This window comes from Streptomyces gilvosporeus (assembly GCF_002082195.1).
In the GTDB taxonomy this organism is placed as follows: Bacteria; Actinomycetota; Actinomycetes; order Streptomycetales; family Streptomycetaceae; genus Streptomyces; species Streptomyces gilvosporeus.
On record NZ_CP020569.1, the window covers coordinates 3,524,458 to 3,543,169 of the forward strand.

Genomic DNA, 18,712 nt, shown 5'->3' on the forward strand with positions numbered 1-18,712 from the left:
CCCGTATGTCCGTGTCCCCCGCACAGGCGCAGGTCGAGCTCGCGATCGGCGGGATGACCTGCGCCTCGTGCGCCGCACGGGTCGAGAAGAAGCTCAATCGCATGGAGGGCGTCACCGCCACCGTCAACTATGCGACGGAGCGAGCGTGGATCACCTGCGCGGACGGAGTCTCGGTCGAGGATCTGATCGCGACGGTCGAGAAGACCGGCTACACGGCGGTGCGGCCCGCGCCCCCGGAGCCCGCGCCGGCGGCCGAGGCGCCCCCGGAAGAGGCCCCGGGAGAGACGCCCGGCGAGGAACCGGCGGCGCTCCGCCGGCGGCTGGCGGTCTGCGCCGCCCTGTCCGTCCCGGTGATCGTGCTGGCCATGGTCCCGGCGTTCCAGTTCACCAACTGGCAGTGGCTGTCCCTGACGCTGGCCGCGCCGGTCGTCGTCTGGGGCGGCGCCCCCTTCCACCGCGCCGCCTGGACCACTCTGCGGCACGGCGCCGCCACCATGGACACCCTGGTCTCCCTGGGGACGCTGGCCGCCTTCGGCTGGTCGCTGTGGGCGCTGTTCTTCGGCACGGCGGGCCTGCCCGGTATGCGGCACGGCTTCGATCTGACCCTTTCCTCCACCGCCGGCCCCTCGGAGATCTATCTGGAGGCCGCGGCCGGGGTGACCACGTTTCTGCTGCTGGGCCGCTATCTGGAGGCCCGCGCGAAGCGGAGGGCGGGCGCGGCGCTGCGCGCGCTGATGCGGCTGGGCGCCAAGGATGTGGCCGTGCTCCGGGATGGGATGGAAGTGCGCGTTCCGGTGGGCGAGCTGACGGTCGGCGACCGCTTCGTCGTACGGCCCGGGGAGACCGTCGCCACGGACGGGCGGGTGGTGGCGGGCTCCTCCGCCGTCGATGCGTCGATGCTGACCGGGGAATCGGTCCCGGTGGAGGTGGCGCCGGGGGACTGTGTCACCGGGGCGACGGTGAATACCTCGGGCCGCCTGGAGGTCGAGGCCACGCGCGTCGGCGGCGACACCCAGCTGGCCCGGATCGCGCGGCTGGTGCAGGAGGCGCAGAGCGGCAAGGCGGCCGTGCAGCGGCTGGCCGACCGGATCTCGGCGGTGTTCGTTCCGGTGGTGCTGGTACTCGCGGCGGCCACGCTGGCCGGCTGGCTGCTGGCCGGTGCGGAGGCAGCCGCCTCGTTCACCGCGGCGGTGGCAGTGCTGATCATCGCCTGTCCGTGCGCGCTGGGACTGGCCACGCCGACGGCCCTGCTGGTGGGTACGGGGCGCGGGGCGCAGCTGGGCATTCTGATCAAGGGGCCGGAGGTGCTGGAGTCGACCCGCCGGGTGGACACCGTCCTGCTGGACAAGACCGGCACGGTCACCAGCGGGCGGATGCGGCTCCTGGAGGCCGTGACGGCCGACGGGGTCGCGGAGGACGACCTGCTGCGGCTGGGCGGGGCGCTGGAGCACGCGTCGGAGCATCCGGTGGCGCGGGCCGTCGCGGAGGGCGCCGGGGAGCGGACCGGACCCCTGCCCGGCGTCGAGGATTTCGAGAATGTGCCGGGGCTGGGGGTGCGCGGGACGGTGGCCGGACACCGGGTGCTGGCGGGCCGGGCGCAGCTGGCCGAACGGGCCGGGATCGCGCTGCCGCCGAAGCTGCGGTCGGCGCTGGCCACGGCCGGGACGCTGGGCCGTACGGCCGTGGTGGTGGCCTGGGAGGGGGAGGCGCGCGGCGTGCTGACGGTCTCTGACGCAGTGAAGCCCACCAGCGCCGAGGCGGTGCGGGCCCTGCGGGCGCTGGGGCTGACGCCCGTCCTGCTGACCGGCGACAACGCCGCAGTCGCGCAGGCGGTGGCGGCCGAGGTCGGCATCGACGAGGTGATCGCCGAGGTGCTGCCGGAGGACAAGGTGGCGGTCGTGGCGCGGCTGCGCGCCGAGGGCCGTACGGTCGCGATGGTCGGCGACGGTGTCAACGACGCGGCGGCGCTGGCCGCCGCCGATCTGGGGCTGGCCATGGGCACCGGCACGGATGCGGCGATCGAGGCGGGCGATCTCACGCTGGTCCGGGGCGATCTGCGGGTGGCGGCCGATGCCCTCCGGCTGGCCCGGGCTACCCTCGCTACGATCAAGGGGAATCTGTTCTGGGCGTTCGGCTACAACGTGGCGGCGCTGCCGCTGGCGGCGGCCGGGCTGCTGAACCCGATGATCGCGGGCGCCGCGATGGCGTTCTCGTCGGTCTTCGTGGTCACCAACAGCCTGAGGCTGCGAACATTCACATAGTTCTCACAACTGACACAACACCCATACGGCACGAGATGGATCTCCCACTCGTGACCCTTGACCGCATTCGCCCCTTTATGGCAAGAGACTCAGATCACACTCATGGGAACGTAACCATTGAGGGGGGTCGCGAGTCTAACCGGGCGGTGCAGGCACCCCGGCGGGGCTTGCACTGCACAGGCCGTGCAGATCTTGGGGGATCGGACACGGCTACGCGTGGCCGGGGCGACGCGCCCGGGGAGCTTTGAGCGGCCCTCCCGAATGTGCGCGTCCCGGCGGATCGCGGTGCAACCCGAACGCCCGGACGGATCCCGTGGGGGGAATCCGACCCGGGACATGGGAAGCGCCCCGCGCTCTGGACCCGTGGGGGGATCCGGAGGCGGGGCGCTTTCTACTGCGCTCGGCGCCGTACGAGGACGCGCGGCCTGCTGTCAGGGCGCGGCCGTCAGCGCTTCTCGACCGGGACGAAGTCGCGCTCGATGATGCCGGTGTAGATCTGCCGCGGGCGGCCGATGCGGGAGCCCGGCTCCTTGATCATCTCGTGCCACTGGGCGATCCAGCCGGGCAGCCGGCCGAGCGCGAAGAGCACGGTGAACATCTCGGTCGGGAAGCCCATCGCCCGGTAGATCAGACCCGTGTAGAAGTCGACGTTCGGGTAGAGCTTGCGCTCGACGAAGTAGTCGTCGGAGAGGGCGTGCTCCTCCAGCTTGAGGGCGATGTCCAGCAGCTCGTCGGACTTGCCCAGCGCGGAGAGGACGTCGTGCGCCGCCGCCTTGATGATCTTCGCCCGGGGGTCGAAGTTCTTGTAGACGCGGTGCCCGAAGCCCATGAGCTTCACGCCGTCTTCCTTGTTCTTCACCTTGCGGATGAAGGTGTCGACGTCGCCGCCGGTGGCCTGGATGCCCTCGAGCATCTCCAGCACGGACTGGTTGGCGCCGCCGTGCAGGGGGCCCCACAGGGCGTTGATACCGGCCGAGATCGAGGCGAAGAGGTTCGCCTGCGAGGAGCCGACCAGGCGCACGGTCGAGGTCGAGCAGTTCTGCTCGTGGTCGGCGTGCAGGATCAGCAGCTTGTCCAGCGCGCTGACGACGACCGGGTCGAGGTCGTACTCGGCGGCCGGCACCGAGAAGGTCATCCGCAGGAAGTTCTCGACGTAGCCGAGCTCGTTGCTCGGGTAGACGACCGGGTGGCCGACCGACTTCTTGTAGGCGTACGCCGCGATCGTCGGGAGCTTGGCCAGCAGCCGGATCGTGGAGATATGGCGCTGCTTCTCGTCGAACGGGTTGTGGCTGTCCTGGTAGAACGTCGACAGCGCGCTGACGACCGACGACAGCATGGCCATCGGGTGGGCGTCCCGGGGGAAGCCGTCGTAGAAGCGCTTGACGTCCTCGTGCAGCAGGGTGTGGTACGTGATGTCCTGCTTGAAGTTCGCCAGCTCGTCGACGGTGGGCAGCTCGCCGTTGATCAGGAGATACGCGGTCTCGACGAACGTGCTGCGCTCTGCGAGCTGCTCGATCGGGTACCCGCGGTAACGAAGAATTCCCTGTTCACCATCGAGATAGGTGATCGCGGATTTGTATGCCGCGGTATTGCCGTAACCGGAATCCAGGGTCACCAGACCGGTCTGGGCGCGCAGCTTCGAGATGTCGAAGCCCTTGTCGCCGACCGTGCTGTCGACGACCGGGTAGCTGTATTCGCCGTCCCCGTAACGCAGTACTACAGAGTTGTCGCTCACGTCATCCCTCACCGACGTTGTGCCTCTTCTTCGAGGTGCCCTGACTGCCTATACCTTCCCCCATTTGGACCTTGGATGTGCACTCGGGGTCGGCCATAGGGCCCTATCGCGGCACTCAGTGCCGCGCTGGTGTCCATCCTGCTCCCGTTCGCCCCGATTGGGAAAGAGGAGTGACATCACACTGCACCGGCGAGCCGGTGATCGAGCGCCGTACACCGCCGACCGGCGGATACGGTGCGCACGGCCTGTCCGAGGGCCTTCCGGGAGCCGACGAGCACCACCAAGCGTTTCGCCCGGGTCACGGCGGTATACAACAGATTGCGCTGGAGCATCATCCACGCTCCGGTGGTGACCGGAATCACCACCGCTGGATACTCACTACCCTGCGAGCGGTGGATCGTCACGGCATAGGCGTGTGCCAATTCGTCCAATTCATCGAAGTCGTAGGGGACCTCCTCGTCCTCGTCGGTGAGCACGGTCAGCCGCTGCTCCTCGGCGTTCAGATCCGTGACCACGCCCACCGTGCCGTTGAAGACGCCGTTGCTTCCCTTGTCGTAGTTGTTCCTGATCTGGGTGACCTTGTCGCCCACCCGGAAGACCCGGCCGCCGAAGCGGCGCTCGGCCAGATCGGGGCGGGCGGGGGTGACGGCCTGCTGGAGCAGGCCGTTGAGGGCGCCGGCGCCGGCCGGGCCGCGGTGCATCGGGGTGAGGACCTGGACGTCCCGACGCGGATCGAGCCCGAACTTGGCCGGGACCCGCCGCGCCGCCACATCGACCGTCAGCCGCGCGGCCTCCTCACCGTCGTCCTCCACGAACAGGAAGAAGTCCTTCAGCCCGGTGGTCAGCGGCGGCACCCCGGAGTTGATGCGGTGCGCATTGGTGACCACCCCCGACTGCTGCGCCTGGCGGAAGATCCTGGTCAGGCGCACGGACGGCACCGGGCCCGGGTCGGCGAGCAGATCCCGCAACACCTCCCCCGCGCCCACCGACGGCAGCTGGTCGACGTCCCCCACCAGCAGCAGATGGGCGCCCGGCGGCACCGCCTTGACGAGCTTGTTGGCCAGCAGCAGATCCAGCATGGACGCCTCGTCGACGACCACCAGATCGGCGTCCAGCGGCCGGTCCGCGTCATAGGCGGCGTCCCCGCCCGGCTTGAGCTCCAGGAGGCGGTGGACGGTGGACGCCTCCGCCCCCGTCAGCTCCGACAGCCGTTTGGCCGCCCGCCCGGTGGGCGCCGCCAGCACCACCTTGGCCTTCTTGGCGCGGGCCAGCTCCACCACGGAGCGCACCGTGAAGGACTTGCCGCACCCGGGACCGCCGGTCAGCACCGCCACCTTCTGCGTCAGCGCCAGCCGCACCGCGGCCTGCTGCTCCGGCGCCAGCTCGGCCCCCGTACGCCGCGCCAGCCACGCCAGCGCCTTGTCCCAGACCACGTCGCCGAACGCCGGCATACGGTCCTCGTCGCTGCGCATCAGCCGGGTCAGCCGCCCGGCCAGCGAGATCTCCGCACGGTGGAACGGCACCAGATAGACGGCGGTGACCGGCTCCCCGTCCTTGCCCGGCACCCGCTCGCGCACCACCCCCTCGGGCTCCGCCGCCAGCTCCCCCAGGCAGTCGATGACCAGGCCGGTGTCCACCTGGAGGAGCTTGACCGCGTCCGCGATCAGCTGTTCCTCGGGCAGGAAGCAGTGCCCCTGGTCCGTCGACTGCGACAGCGCGTACTGAAGGCCCGCCTTGACCCGGTCCGGGCTGTCGTGCGGAATGCCGACCGACTGTGCGATGCGGTCGGCGGTCAGGAAGCCGATGCCCCAGACGTCGGCGGCCAGCCGGTAGGGCTCGTTGCGGACCACGGAGATGGAGGCGTCGCCGTACTTCTTGTAGATCCGCACCGCGATGGACGTCGAGACGCCCACGCCCTGGAGGAAGACCATCACCTCCTTGATGGCCTTCTGCTCCTCCCACGCCGCGCCGATCATCTTCGTCCGCTTGGGGCCCAGCCCCGGAACCTCGACGAGCCGCCCGGGCTCGCTCTCGATGACCTCCAGCGTGTCCGTGCCGAAGTGCTCGACGATCCGGTCGGCGATCCGGGGGCCGATGCCCTTGATGAGACCGGAACCCAGATAGCGGCGGATGCCCTGGATGGTGGCCGGCAGGACGGTGGTGTAGTTCTCGCAGGTGAACTGCTTGCCGTACTGCGGATGGGAGCCCCAGCGCCCGTGCATCCGCAGCGATTCGCCGGGCTGCGCCCCCAGCAACGCCCCGACCACCGTGAGGAGATCGCTGGAGCCGCGGCCGGTGTCGACCCGCGCGACGGTGTAGCCGGTCTCCTCATTGGCGTAGGTGATCCGCTCGAGGACCCCTTCCACCACCGATCCGTTGACCATGCCCCGACCGTACCGCCGGGGTCTGACAACGCGTCCGGCAGCGGCGGATCCCGAGCCGTCCCCGGCGGCCCCCGGATGCGACCGAGGGGCCCGCCCGGTGGCCGGCCCCTCGGTTCCCCCCTCCGCGTCGGCCTTCGGATCCCCCCGGATTCCTCCCCCGTCGAGGCCGACGCCTGCTATGACCTCCGTGGGCCGCCGACGGTTGCACTTCCGGTGCGTTGTTTTCCGGTTACCCAAAGTGCCGTCCCTTGGGGGAAGTCCGGGGGCTCACCCCACGTGCACCGTGAACCGCTCCACGATCTCCGCCAGTACCTCGGCCCCGTCGCGCGCCCACAGCGCCGGGCTGAAGATCTCCACCTCGATCGGCCCCCGGTAGCCGGCCCCGTCCACCCGCTCCCGGAACCACCGCAGATCCACCGCCCCGTCACCGAGCTGTCCGCGCCCCAGAAGTGCGCCCTCGGGCAACGGGGTGACCCAGTCGGCCAGCTGGAAGGCGGCGATCCGCGCACCGCCCGCACGGTCGATACCGGCACCGGCCGTGTCGTCCCACCACAGGTGGTAGGTGTCCACCACCACCCCCACCCGCTCGGCGGCGAAGCGTTCGGCGAGGTCGAGGGCCTGCGTCAGGGTGGAGACGACACAGCGGTCGGCCGCGAACATCGGGTGCAGCGGTTCGATCGCCAGGCGGACGCCCCGCTCGGCGGCGTACGGGGCCAGCTCCGCGAGGGCCTCGGCGATCCGTTCCCGGGCGCCGCTCAGATCGCGGCTGCCGGGCGGCAGTCCACCGGAGACCAGGACCAGGGTGGCGGTGCCGAGGGCCGCCGCCTCCTCGATGGCGGCCCGGTTGTCCTCCAGGGCGGCCGCGCGCTCCCCGGGGTCCTCGGCGGTGAAGAACCCGCCCCGGCACAGGCTGGTGACCGCCAGCCCGGCGTCCCGTACGAGCCGTGCCGTCGCGGCGACCCCGTACTGCCGCACCGGCGCCCGCCACAGGCCCACGCCCCGTACGCCCGCCCGCGCACAGCCGTCCGCCAGTTCCGGCAGCGACCACTGGCGGACGGTCTCCTGATTGAGGCTCAGCCGGGAGAGCAGGCCGTCGTCCCGGTGGCGGCCCGTTCGTGTGCCGCCGGTGTCGTCATCGGTCATCCGTCCTCCGCCCCGTACTCCGCGAGCAGCCCGGCCATCCGGGCGGCGGCCAGCTCCCGGTCGGGGAACAGGCCCAGCTCGTCGGCCAGTTGGTGGGCGCGCCGCAGGTGCGGCAGCGAGCGGGCCGACTGGAGGCCGCCGACCATGCTGAAGTGCGCCTGGTGGCCGGCGAGCCAGGCCAGCAGGACCACGCCGGTCTTGTAGTAGCGGGTGGGCGCCTGGAAGAGGTGCCGGGCGAGCGCGACGGTCGGGTCCAGGGCGGCCCGGAAACCGTCGCGGTCCCCGTCGTCCAGGAGGCGGACGGCCGCGGCGGCCAGAGGTGCCAGCGGGTCGAACACCCCCAGCAGGGCGTGGCTGAAGCCCTGGTCGTCGCCCGCGATCAACTCGGGGTAGTGGAAGTCGTCGCCGGTGTAGCAGCGCACGGGGGCGGGCAGCCGGCGGCGCAGCCCGATCTCCCGGCCGGCGTCCAGGAGGGAGACCTTGACGCCGTCCACCTTGTGCGGATGGTCGGCTACGAGGCGTACGAGGGTGGCGGTGGCGGCGTCCAGGTCCGTGCTGCCCCAGTAGCCCTCCAGTGCCGGGTCGAACATCGGGCCCAGCCAGTGGAGGATCACCGGTCCGGTGGCCTGGCGCAGCAGATGGCCGTAGAGCTCCAGATAGTCGTCGGGGCCGGTGGCGGCCGCGGCGAGCTGCCGGGACGCCATCAGGACGGGGCGGCCGCCGCACTGCTCGACGAGTTCGAGCTGTTGCTCGTAGGCGGCCCGGACGTCCGCCAGAGAGGCGCCGTGGAGCGGGAGTTGGTCGGTTCCGGCGCCGCAGGCCAGCAGGCCGCCCACGGTGCGCGCCTCGGCGGCGGAGCGGCGGATCAGCTCGGCGGCGGCCGGCCAGTCCAGGCCCATACCGCGCTGCGCGGTGTCCATCGCCTCGGCCACCCCCAGGCCGTGCGACCACAGGTGGTGGCGGAAGGCGAGGGTGGCGTCCCAGTCGAGCACGGCGGGGCCGTGCGGACCGGTGTCGGCGGCCGGGTCGGGGACCACATGGGCGGCGGCGAGAACCGTACGGGAGCGGGGCCGCGCGGCGGCGGTCACAGGGTCAGTTCCGGAACGTCCAGGCGCCGGCCCTCGGCCGACGACTTCAGGCCGAGTTCGGCGAGCTGGACGCCCCGGGCGCCGGCCAGCAGATCCCAGTGCCAGGGCTCGCCGCGTACGACATGACGCAGGAACAGCTCCCACTGCGCCTTGAATCCATTGTCGAACGTCCCGTTGTCGGGGACTTCCTGCCACTGCTGTCGGAAGCCTCCGTCCGCCGGGATGTCCGGATTCCACACCGGCCGGGGGGTGGTGGAACGGTGCTGGACCCGGCAGCCGCGCAGTCCGGCGACGGCCGAGCCGTCGGTGCCGTCCACCTGGAACTCCACCAGTTCGTCGCGGTGCACCCGCACGGCCCAGGAGGAGTTGATCTGCGCGACGATCCCGCCGGCCAGCTCGAAGATGCCGTACGCGGCGTCGTCGGCGGTGGCGTCGTAGGGCGCCCCCGACTCGTCCCAGCGGCGCGGAATATGCGTGGTGATCTGCGCCTGGACGGTCCTGACCGGCCCGAACAGCTCGTGCAGGACGTACTCCCAGTGCGGGAACATGTCCGCCGCGATACCGCCGCCGTCCTCGGCGCGGTAGTTCCAGGAGGGCCGCTGCGCCTGCTGCCCGTCCCCCTCGAAGACCCAGTAGCCGAACTCGCCCCGTACGGACAGGATCCGGCCGAAGAAACCGCCCGCCACCAGGCGGCGCAGTTTGCGCAGTCCGGGCAGGAAGAGTTTGTCCTGGACGACGCCGTGTCGGACGCCGGCGTCGCGCGCCGCCCTGGCCAGCTCCAGGGCGCCCGACAGCCCGGTGGCGGTGGGTTTTTCGACGTACACATGCTTTCCGGCGGCGATCGCCTTCTTCACCGCCGCCTCGCGGGCGGCGGTGACCTGGGCGTCGAAGTAGATGTCGATGCTGTCGTCGGCCAGTACGGCGTCGAGGTCACAGCTGAACTCCGGCAGGCCGTGCCGTTCGGCCAGGGCCCGCAGCCGGTGCTCGGAGCGGCCGACGAGCACCGGTTCGGGCCAGATCACCGTCCCGTCCCCGAGGTCGAGGCCGCCCTCTTCGCGCAGTTCGAGGAGGGAGCGGACCAGGTGCTGGCGGTGGCCCATGCGTCCGGTGACGCCGTTCATGGCGATGCGTACGGTCGTGCGTGTCATGGTCCGGGCCCCTCTCAGGACGGGGTATTCGATCCCTGTGGCCTGGGCCGGAGCCTAGCCCCGTCCGGGGCGCGGGGCGCCGAGGTCGGCACGGCCTCCATCGCGTCACCGGCGGTTGTCAGTGGCGGCGGCTAGCCTTTTCGCAAAGGCTGGGAGGGGTGGTCGACAGTGCGTCAAAGACTTCATGGGCACGCCGGATTCGCCGCCGCCGGCGCGTCGCGGCAGCACGGCTTCGGGCGGGAGCTGATAGGCCGGGACCGGCGTCCGGTGCGGTGACGCCGGATCGGCGCGAAGGGCGGCAGGGCATGCGGACGGACGGTGCGGGTACGGCGACGCGGTTCGCGTTCTCGACGCTGGGGGTGCCGGGCCTGCCGGTGCCCGAGGTGCTGCGGCTGGCCGGCGACGCCGGCTATCAGGGCGTCGAGCTGCGGGCGCATCCCGAGGAGCCGGTGCATCCGCTGCTGGGGATGCGTGAACGGGCCGTGGTACGGCGGCAGTTCGCTGACGCGGGCGTGGCGGTTCTGGCCGTCGCCGGATATCCGCGGGTGGCCGCGGCCCGGGACGCCGCGGGCGAGGCCGAGGTGGCGCGGGAGCTGACCGAGCTGGTGCTGCTCGCGGCCGATCTGGGGGCGCGGTTCGTGCGGGTCTTCCCCGGTGGCGGCGACCGCCCGGCGGCCGAGGCGGAGGCGGATGCCGCGCGCCGGCTGGCCGCGGTGGCGCCGCTCGCCGCCGACCGGGGCGTACGGGTCCTGCTGGAAACCCATGACTCGCACCGTACGGGCGCGTCCGTGGGCAGGATCCTGAAGCGGGTGGGCCATCCCGGGGCCGGTGCGCTGTGGGACGTGCTGCACTGCTGGCTCGGCGGCGAGCGGCCCGCCGACACCCGTGCCGCGCTGGCGCCGTATCTGGGCTATGTCCAGGTCAAGGACGTGGCATCGGCCGAGGACACCACTCCCCTGCCGCTCGGCGCGGGCCGGCTGCCGCTCGCGGACGTCCTGGCCGCGCTGGGCAACGGCTCCGCACCCGGCGGCTGGCTCTGCTGGGAGTACGAGAAGCGCTGGTACCCGGCGGCGGCCGAGCTGCCCGCCCTGCTGGCCCCGGGCCGTGCCCACCTCCAGCGTCTCCTCGGTACCGCCCCGGCCCCCTGACCGGGCCCGCCCGCGGTCTTCACCCGTCCGGCCGCCCCGGCTCCGCCTGTCCTTCACACATCCCCCGCCGCCCCGCAAACCCTGGGCGCCACCCCGTTCCCCGTCGTTGACCGGCAATGCCTTTCCGGCTATGCGTGTCTCCTTGGACGTTTCCTTCATCTCGCCGAGGAAGCCCTCCGGAAGGAGCGCACATGCACTCCAGACGTACCGTCCTGACCACCGCGGCCGCCGCAGCAGCCGCCTGTGCCACCGGCGCCGCACCCGCCCGGGCCGCCGGGGCCAAGATCGGCCGCCAGCCGGATTCCCCCCGCTCCGCCGCGCCCGCCCCGTCCGCCGAGGCCCGGCTGCGCGGGCTCATCGCGCGGATGACGCCGGAGGAGAAGGTCGGCCAGCTCTTCGTGATGCGCGTCTACGGGCACTCCGCGACCGACCCCGACCCGGACGACGTCGCCGCGAACCGGAAGGAGATCGGGGTCGCCAACGCCGCCGAACTGATCGACAGGTACCACGTCGGCGGCATCATCTACTTCGGCTGGGCGCACAACACCCGCGAGCCGCACCAGATCGCGGACCTGTCCAACGGCATCCAGAAGGCCGGCACCGCGCAGCGGGTCCCCGTGCCGCTGCTGATCTCCACGGACCAGGAACACGGGATAGTGGCCCGGATCGGCGCGCCCGCCACGCTCTTCCCCGGGGCGATGGCGCTGGGCGCGGCGGGCTCGCGCGGCGACGCCCGTACGGCCGCCCGGATCGGCGGCGAGGAGCTGTATGCGATGGGCATCCGGCAGGACTATGCGCCGGATGCGGATGTGAACGTCAACGCCGCCAACCCGGTCATCGGTGTACGGTCCTTCGGCGCCGACCCGCAGGCGGTGGCGCGGCTGGTCGCCGCGGAGGTGCAGGGCTATCAGGACGCCGGGGTCGCGGCCTGCGCCAAGCACTTCCCCGGGCACGGCGACACCGACACCGACAGCCACATCGGGCTGCCGTACATCCACCACACCGCCGAGCAGTGGGAGCGGCTGGACGCGCCGCCCTTCAAGGCCGCGATCGCCGCCGGTATCGACTCCATCATGACGGCGCATATCGTCGTGCCCGCCTTCGACCCCAGCGAGGACCCGGCCACCCTCTCCCGCCCGATCCTCACCGGCATTCTGCGCGAACGCCTCGGCTACCGGGGGGTCGTGGTGACCGATTCGCTGGGCATGGAGGGCGTACGGGTGAAGTACGGCGACGCCCGCGCCCCGGTCCTGGCCCTCAAGGCCGGTGTCGACCAGCTCCTCAATCCGCCCGATCTCTCCGTCGCACACGGCGCCGTCCTCAAGGCGCTGCGGGAGGGCGAGCTGTCCTGGGCCGACATCGAGGCGAAACTGCTGCGCATCCTGCTGCTGAAGGACCGGCGCGGGCTGTTCACCAACCCGTACACCACGCACGAGGAGGTGGACCGCGTCGTCGGGATACGCCGTCATCTCCAGCAGGCGGACCGTATCGCGGAGCGCACCACGACCTTGCTGCGCAATGACGGCGGCGTGCTGCCGCTGTCGCGGCGACGGGAAAACAAGTTGCTGGTGGTGGGCGTGGACGCGGACCCGCCGTCGGGGACCGGAGGCCCGCCCACGACGGTGCTGGCGAACACCTTCGGCGAGCTGGGTTTCACCGCCACCGCGCTGTCCACCGGGCTGACGCCGACGCAGACGCTGATCGACCAGGCGGTGGCGGCGCTCCGCGAACGCGATGCGGTCGTGGTGGCCACCTACAACGTCACGGCGGACTCGCCGCAGCGGCAGCTGATCGACGCCCTGCTGGCCACGGGGAAGCCGGTGGTGCAGCTGGCGGTCCGCAATCCGTACGACATCGCACAGCTGGGCGGCGTCAAGGCGGGGCTGGCGAGCTATTCGTGGACGGATGTGGAGCTGCGGGCCGCGGTGCGGGTGATCGCCGGACAGCGGAAGCCGACGGGCCGGCTGCCGGTGCCGGTGATGCGGGCGGATGCGCCGGACACGGTGCTCTATCCGATAGGGCACGGTCTGTCGTACTGACCCGGCATCTCCCGCTGCGTGGACGGGGAAAGGGCGCGCTCTCCGAGCGGAGAGCGCGCCCTTCGCTACGGTTGCAGCACCGGCATCCGGCGGATGTCCTGCCGGTCCAGTCTCCTGTCGTACGGGGCCTGTGCGGTGGGCTTGTCGCCGGTGGGTGTCACACCCGCCCAGTCGAGGAGTTCGGCGGTCGCCCTGGTCCGGTCGGCGTCCTTCAGCTTGGCGATGTTGGAACCGTGATTGCCACCGGGAACGGTGAAGACAAATGACTCCCGGGCGCCCTTACCGAGTTCGAAGTGTTCCGAACTCCACGGGTCGTACTGGCCGTTGACAAACATCATCCGGTTCGCATGATGGCGCACCCAGTGGTCGACATCGGGCATCGCCCGCTTGTCGAAGTGCATCGGAATGTCCTTGGGCACGAACGTCCGGGAATTGTTGATGCCCGGGTATTTCAACAGGCCGGCCAGCTCCGGATAGCCGTAGCTGGGCTCGCCGAGCTGAGTACCCGCCTGGTAGTAGTACGGCAGGAATTGCTCCATGCCCTGGTCGGTGTAACCGGCGAAACCGCCGACCTCGTCCATCCACTTCCACAGCTCGTCCGTGGAAACGGTGGGCGCGGGCACCTTGGCGCAGGCGGCCTCGGCCGGCTGGTACTGCCAGAAGCCGAACACCAGGTCCGTGACCATGACTTCATAGGCCCGGTCGGCGCTGCCGACGGTTGTGAAGGTCCGCTTTTCCTTTGCGGCCCAGTCCTGGAAACGCTTCACCATCTCCGTGCGCCGCACCAGTGCCTCGCGCTCGATGGCGGCGAGGGCGGTCCGGCACTGCGCGGTCCCGACGGTCTTGAAGAACCGGTCGTAGGCCGAGTCCTCGTCGTTATTGACGTCGTTGGGCGCGACATAGGCGACGGTGCCGTTCATATCGTGCGGGAAGAAGCGACGGTAATAGGTGGCGGTCATACCGCCCTTGCTGCCGCCGGTGGCGATCCAGTGCTTTCGGTAGATCCGGTGCAGTGCGGTGAAAATGCGGTGCTGGTCGGTGGCCGCCTGGCGGATGTTCAGCTTCGTCCAGTCGGCCGGCTGCGGCCGCGACGGGATGAAGTACCGGTATTCCAGCGATACTTGGTTTCCGTCGATGATTTTGGCGGGTTCGCTCCGGGTCGGCGTGGTGCTGACGTTGTAGCCGGAGGTGAAGAACACCGTCGGGCGGTCGACCGACTTGTGCAGCACGGTCAGCCGCTGCTGGAAGGTCCCCTTGGAATGGTCGTGGTGGTCGATCCACTGGGTGTATTCGAGGACGAAATAGCGATAGCCGTCGACCGGCTTCTCCTCGACGAAGTGCATCCCCGGAATCGCGAGAATGCGGTCCTTGATGTCTTCGTCCGCGCTGTTCTCGTTCGTGCTGCTCTTGTTCGTGCTGTTCCGGTCCGCGCTCTTGTGGTCCTGGCCGGTGTCGGTGGTCCGTGGCTCGGCGGCGGTGGCCGCTCCTGCCGATGCGCCGCCGAGCCCCACCGTGCCTATGAGCACGACGAGCGACAGCAGCCATCTGAAGGCCTTGCGCATGCACCCTCCCCTTGGGACAGCAAAGGTCGGGCTGAACCTATCGGCGCAACGGAGCGGCCACCAGGCCGGGCACGGCGGTTCTCAGACCGCCACCGACTCCTCCTCGCCCGTGAAGCTGCGCCACAACTCGGCGTAGCGGCCCCCGAGGGCCAGGAGCTGGGCGTGGGTGCCGTCCTCGGCGACCCGGCCCCCGTCCATCACCACGACGCGGTCGGCGCGGGCCGCGGTGGTCAGGCGGTGGGCGACGACCAGGGTCGTGCGGCGGCCGGAGAGGCGGTCGGTGGCCTGGTTGACGACGGCCTCGGTGGCCAGGTCGAGGGCGGCGGTGGCCTCGTCCAGCAACAGCACGTCGGGATCGACGAGTTCGGCGCGGGCCAGGGCGAGCAGCTGGCGCTGACCGGCCGAGAGGTTGCGGCCCCGTTCGGCGACCTCGTGGAGATAGCCGCCGTCCAGGGTGGCGATCATGGCGTGCGCGCCGACGGCGCGGGCGGCGGCCTCCACCTCGGCGTCGGTGGCGTCCGGGCGGCCGTAGGCGATGGCGTCGCGCACCGTACCGGCGAAGAGATACGGCTCCTGGGGGACGACGCCCAGCCGGCGACGGTAGTCGGTCAGGTCCAGATCGCGCAGATCGGTGCCGTCGACGCGGACGGAGCCGGCGGTCGGGTCGTAGAACCGCGCGACCAGCTTGACCAGGGTGGACTTGCCCGCTCCCGTCTCACCGACGAAGGCGACGGTCTGACCTGCGGGAATGGTCAGGTCAATGCCCGTCAGCGCCGGCTCGGCCCGGTCGCTGTCGCTGCCGTAGTGGAAGTGGACGGAGTCGAAGGTGATGTCGCCGCGCAGGGCCGGCACCTGGCGCGGCCGCTTGGCGGCCGGGGTGGTGGCCGGCTCGCGCAGCAGCTCCTGTATGCGGCCGAGCGAGACGGATGCCTGCTGGTAGCCGTCGAAGACCTGGGAGAGCTGCTGCACGGGGGCGAAGAACAGGTCTATGTACAGCAGATAGGCGACCAGCGCACCCGCCGTCAGCGTGTTGTCGCCGACCCGGCCGGCGCCCACTATCAGCACCAGGGCGGCGGCCACGGACGACAGCAGCTGGACGAACGGGAAGTAGACGGATATCAGGAACTGGCCGCGGACCCGGGCCTGGCGGTAGGCGGCGCTACGGGCGGCGAACCGGTCGGCGCCCCGTCCCTCGCGCCGGAACGCCTGGACGATCCGCAGTCCGGCGACGCTCTCCTGGAGGTCGCCGTTGACGACGCTGATCCGCTCGCGCGCCAGCTCGTACGCCTTCACGCTCTGCCTGCGGAAGAAGTAGGTGCCGATGACCATCGGCGGAAGGGTGGCGAAGACGACCAGGGCCAGCTGGACGTCGATGGCGAGCAGCGCGACGAGGATGCCGAAGAAGGTGAGCAGCGAGACGACGGCGGTGACCAGACCGGTCTGGAGGAAGGTGGACAGGGCGTCCACATCCGTCGTCATCCGGGTCATGATCTTGCCGGTCAGCTCGCGCTCGTAGTAGTCGAGGCCGAGGCGCTGGAGCTGGGCGAAGATCTTCAGACGGAGGGAGTACAGGACCCGTTCGCCGGTGCGGCCGGTCATCCGGTTGGAGCCGACCTGGGCGGCCCACTGGGCCAGCACCACGACCAGGGCGATCACCGCGGCCGTCCAGACACCGGCCAGCACGCCGCGGCGGACGCCTTCGTCGATGCCCTGCCGGATCAGGATCGGGACGAGCAGCCCGGCGAGGGCGTCCACGCCGACCAGCGCCAGGGCGACCAGCAGCGGCCCGCCGAAGCCGTGCAGCAGCCTGCGCAGGCCGTAGGAGCGCTCGGGGCGCACGGCCAGCTCCTCGTCGACGTCCGGTTCGTCGGTGGCCGGCGGCAGTGCGGCGACCTTGGCGAGCAGCTCCGGAGTCGCCGGCATCCCCGCCAGCGCGGCGCCGATGCCCGGGGCGCCCGCCGTGGCGGCCGCGGGGGCGGAAGCGGACGGGCCCGTTTCGGCGCCGTGGTCGCGGCGGACCCAGAGTTCGGGGGTGATGGTGCCGGCCGGCGTGCGGGCGTGCGCGCCGTCGGACCCGGCACGTTCGGCGGGATCCGCCGCGACCTCGTCGGCCTCGAGCTCGTGCACGCCCAGCGCGTCCGCCTCGAACCGCAGCAGCCCGGTGGCCGCGTACTCACCGGTGAGACCGCCGGCCAGCGCGCCGGCCGGGTCGTGCTCGATACCGCCCAGCTCGTCGGGATCGGTCAGCAGCCTGCGGTAGAGCGGACATCGCAGCTCCAGCTCCTCCTGGGTGCCGAAGTCGACCAGCCGACCGCCGTCCAGGACGGCGATGCGGTCGGCGAGCGCCAGGGTGGAGGCACGGTGCGCGATGAGCAGGGTGGTACGGCCCTGCATGACGCCGCGCAGCGCCCCGTGTATCTCGTGCTCGACGCGGGCGTCGACCGCCGAGGTCGCATCGTCCAGGACCAGCAGCCGCGGGTCGGTGAGGATGGCGCGGGCCAGGGCGATGCGCTGGCGCTGGCCGCCGGAGAGGGTCAGCCCCTGTTCGCCGACCTTGGTGTCATAGCCGTCGGGCAGTGCGGAGATGAAGCCGTCGGCCTGGGCGGCGCGGGCCGCGGTGCGCACCTGCTCGTCGGTGGCGTCCGGATGACCGTAGGCGATGTTGTCGCGCACCGAGTCGGAGAAGAGGAAGCTGCTCTCGGGGACGAGCCCGATGGCGGCGCGCAGCGAGTCCAGCGTCAGATCGCGCACGTCATGGCCGCCGACCAGGACCCGGCCCGCGGAGACGTCGTAGAAGCGGGGCAGCAGCAGGGAGAGGGTGGACTTGCCGCTGCCGGACGTGCCGACGACGGCGACCGTTTCGCCGGCTTCGATCCGCAGGGAGAAGTCGTCGAGGACGGGGCGGGGGGCTCTCCTGCTCTCCGTGCTCGCCTCGTCCTCCGCGGCCTCTTCTCCGGCGCTCTCGGTGGTCGTCGTGGGCGCCGGGGTATAGGCGAAGGTCACCGCGTCGAACGCGACGGTGGGCGGGGCGTCGGCGGGCAGTTCGTGCGCATCCGGCCGCTCCCGGAGCGTGGGCTCGGTGTCGATGAGTTCGTAGACCCGCTCCACGCCGGCCCGCGCCTGCTGGCCGATGGTGAGCATCATGGCCAGCATCCGGACCGGGCCGACGAGCTGCGCGAGATAGGTGGAGAAGGCGACGAAGGTGCCCAGGGTGATCTGTCCCTCGGTGGCCATCCAGCCGCCGAGCGCCAGCATGGCGACCTGACCGAGCGCCGGAACGGCCTGCAGAGCGGGGGTGTAGCGGGCGTTGAGCCGGACCGTCCGCAGCCGCCCGGCGAACAACCGGCGGCTGACGTCGCGCAGCTTGCCGGTCTCCTGCTCCTCCTGTCCGAAGCCCTTCACCACACGGACGCCGGTGACCGCGCCGTCCACGACGCCGGCCACCGCGGCCGCCTGGCCCTGGGCGTACCAGGTGGCGGGGAAGAGGCGGGCGCGGCTGCGCTTGGCGATGTACCAGAGGGCCGGGGCCACGGCCAGCGCGACGACGGTGAGCAGCGGCGAGAGCACCGTCATCACGACGAGGGAGATCAGGAAGAGCAGAACGTTCCCGATCATCATCGGGATCATGAAGAGCAGGCCCTGGATCAACTGGAGGTCGCTGGTGGCGCGGCCGACGACCTGGCCGGTGCTCAGCTCGTCCTGCCGTCGGCCGTCGAGCCGGGTGATGGCGGTGAACATCCGCGTGCGCAGGTCGTGCTGGGCGTCGAGCGCGAGCCGGCCGCCGTAGAAGCGGCGGATATAGGTGAGGACGTAGACGACGACCGCGGCGACGATGAGCAGCGTGGCCCACGGCGCGAGCGGGCGGTCGTGCTTGACGATCACCTCGTCGATGATCAGCTTCGGTACGAGCGGCACCAGCGCCATCACGGCCATCCCGGCGAGTGAGGCGCCGAGGGCCAGCAGTACGTTCTTCTTGTACTGCCAGCAATCGCGCATCAGCCGCCGCGCCCAGCCGCGTCGTTCCGCTTCCGTCCCCGCCACCGATGCCTCCCGCATCTCGACCTGTGCCATCACGGCCAACGCTTCGCGGAGCAGATTTCATCCCGCTGCAACAATGCGGTTCGCCTATGGCCGGGAATGGGGGAGGTCCCTGATCCGGCGTCGGTGAGGTCTAAGGGATCGGTCAGGGGTCGGATACGGGAAA

10 protein-coding genes are annotated in these 18,712 nt (G+C 71.2%); 3 read left to right on the forward strand and 7 right to left on the reverse strand.

Going from position 1 to position 18,712, the window contains the following annotated elements:
* Nucleotides 1-53: 53 nt before the first annotated feature.
* Nucleotides 54-2,261, forward strand: a complete 2,208-nt coding sequence (locus B1H19_RS15540) for a heavy metal translocating P-type ATPase (RefSeq protein WP_418361513.1) — start codon at nucleotides 54-56, stop codon at nucleotides 2,259-2,261.
* A 445-nt stretch (nucleotides 2,262-2,706) separates the two neighbouring features.
* On the opposite strand, the gene B1H19_RS15545 is transcribed toward B1H19_RS15540, so the two are convergent.
* The 5 genes from B1H19_RS15545 to B1H19_RS15565 form a co-directional block, all read right to left on the reverse strand.
* Nucleotides 2,707-3,996, reverse strand: a complete 1,290-nt coding sequence (locus tag B1H19_RS15545) for a citrate synthase (protein WP_083105311.1) — start codon at nucleotides 3,994-3,996, stop codon at nucleotides 2,707-2,709.
* Nucleotides 3,997-4,172: 176 nt separating this feature from the next.
* Entirely contained in the window at nucleotides 4,173-6,380 is a 2,208-nt protein-coding gene (gene recD2 / locus B1H19_RS15550) for an SF1B family DNA helicase RecD2 (RefSeq protein WP_083105312.1), read from the reverse strand.
* Between the two features lie 267 nt (nucleotides 6,381-6,647).
* A complete protein-coding gene (locus tag B1H19_RS15555) occupies nucleotides 6,648-7,523 on the reverse strand; it encodes a sugar phosphate isomerase/epimerase family protein (protein WP_083105313.1) in 876 nt (291 codons plus the stop codon).
* A complete protein-coding gene (locus tag B1H19_RS15560) occupies nucleotides 7,520-8,611 on the reverse strand; it encodes a dihydrodipicolinate synthase family protein (RefSeq protein WP_083105314.1) in 1,092 nt (363 codons plus the stop codon). Before B1H19_RS15560 ends, B1H19_RS15555 begins: the two co-directional genes overlap by 4 nt.
* Complete coding sequence (locus B1H19_RS15565; protein ID WP_083105315.1) at nucleotides 8,608-9,759, reverse strand: Gfo/Idh/MocA family protein; 1,152 nt, start codon at nucleotides 9,757-9,759, stop codon at nucleotides 8,608-8,610. Before B1H19_RS15565 ends, B1H19_RS15560 begins: the two co-directional genes overlap by 4 nt.
* A gap of 305 nt (nucleotides 9,760-10,064) precedes the next feature.
* Between B1H19_RS15565 and B1H19_RS15570 the strand changes: the two genes are divergently transcribed.
* Together B1H19_RS15570 and B1H19_RS15575 are read left to right on the forward strand one after the other, a co-directional pair.
* Nucleotides 10,065-10,907 (forward strand): sugar phosphate isomerase/epimerase family protein, encoded by an 843-nt coding sequence (locus tag B1H19_RS15570; RefSeq protein WP_083105316.1) that lies wholly within the window; start codon nucleotides 10,065-10,067, stop codon nucleotides 10,905-10,907.
* 191 nt (nucleotides 10,908-11,098) lie between these two features.
* The gene (locus tag B1H19_RS15575) at nucleotides 11,099-12,946 is read left to right on the forward strand and encodes a glycoside hydrolase family 3 protein (RefSeq protein WP_083105317.1); all 1,848 of its coding nucleotides are present in this window, start codon (nucleotides 11,099-11,101) and stop codon (nucleotides 12,944-12,946) included.
* 65 nt (nucleotides 12,947-13,011) lie between these two features.
* Here B1H19_RS15575 and B1H19_RS15580 read toward each other — a convergent pair whose 3' ends face one another.
* Both B1H19_RS15580 and B1H19_RS15585 read right to left on the reverse strand, forming a co-directional pair.
* Nucleotides 13,012-14,508, reverse strand: coding sequence for a S28 family serine protease (locus tag B1H19_RS15580; RefSeq protein WP_083105318.1), 1,497 nt, complete (start codon nucleotides 14,506-14,508; stop codon nucleotides 13,012-13,014).
* Between the two features lie 81 nt (nucleotides 14,509-14,589).
* The gene (locus B1H19_RS15585) at nucleotides 14,590-18,579 is read right to left on the reverse strand and encodes an ABC transporter ATP-binding protein (RefSeq protein WP_237289321.1); all 3,990 of its coding nucleotides are present in this window, start codon (nucleotides 18,577-18,579) and stop codon (nucleotides 14,590-14,592) included.
* Between the last annotated feature and the right edge of the window lie 133 nt (nucleotides 18,580-18,712).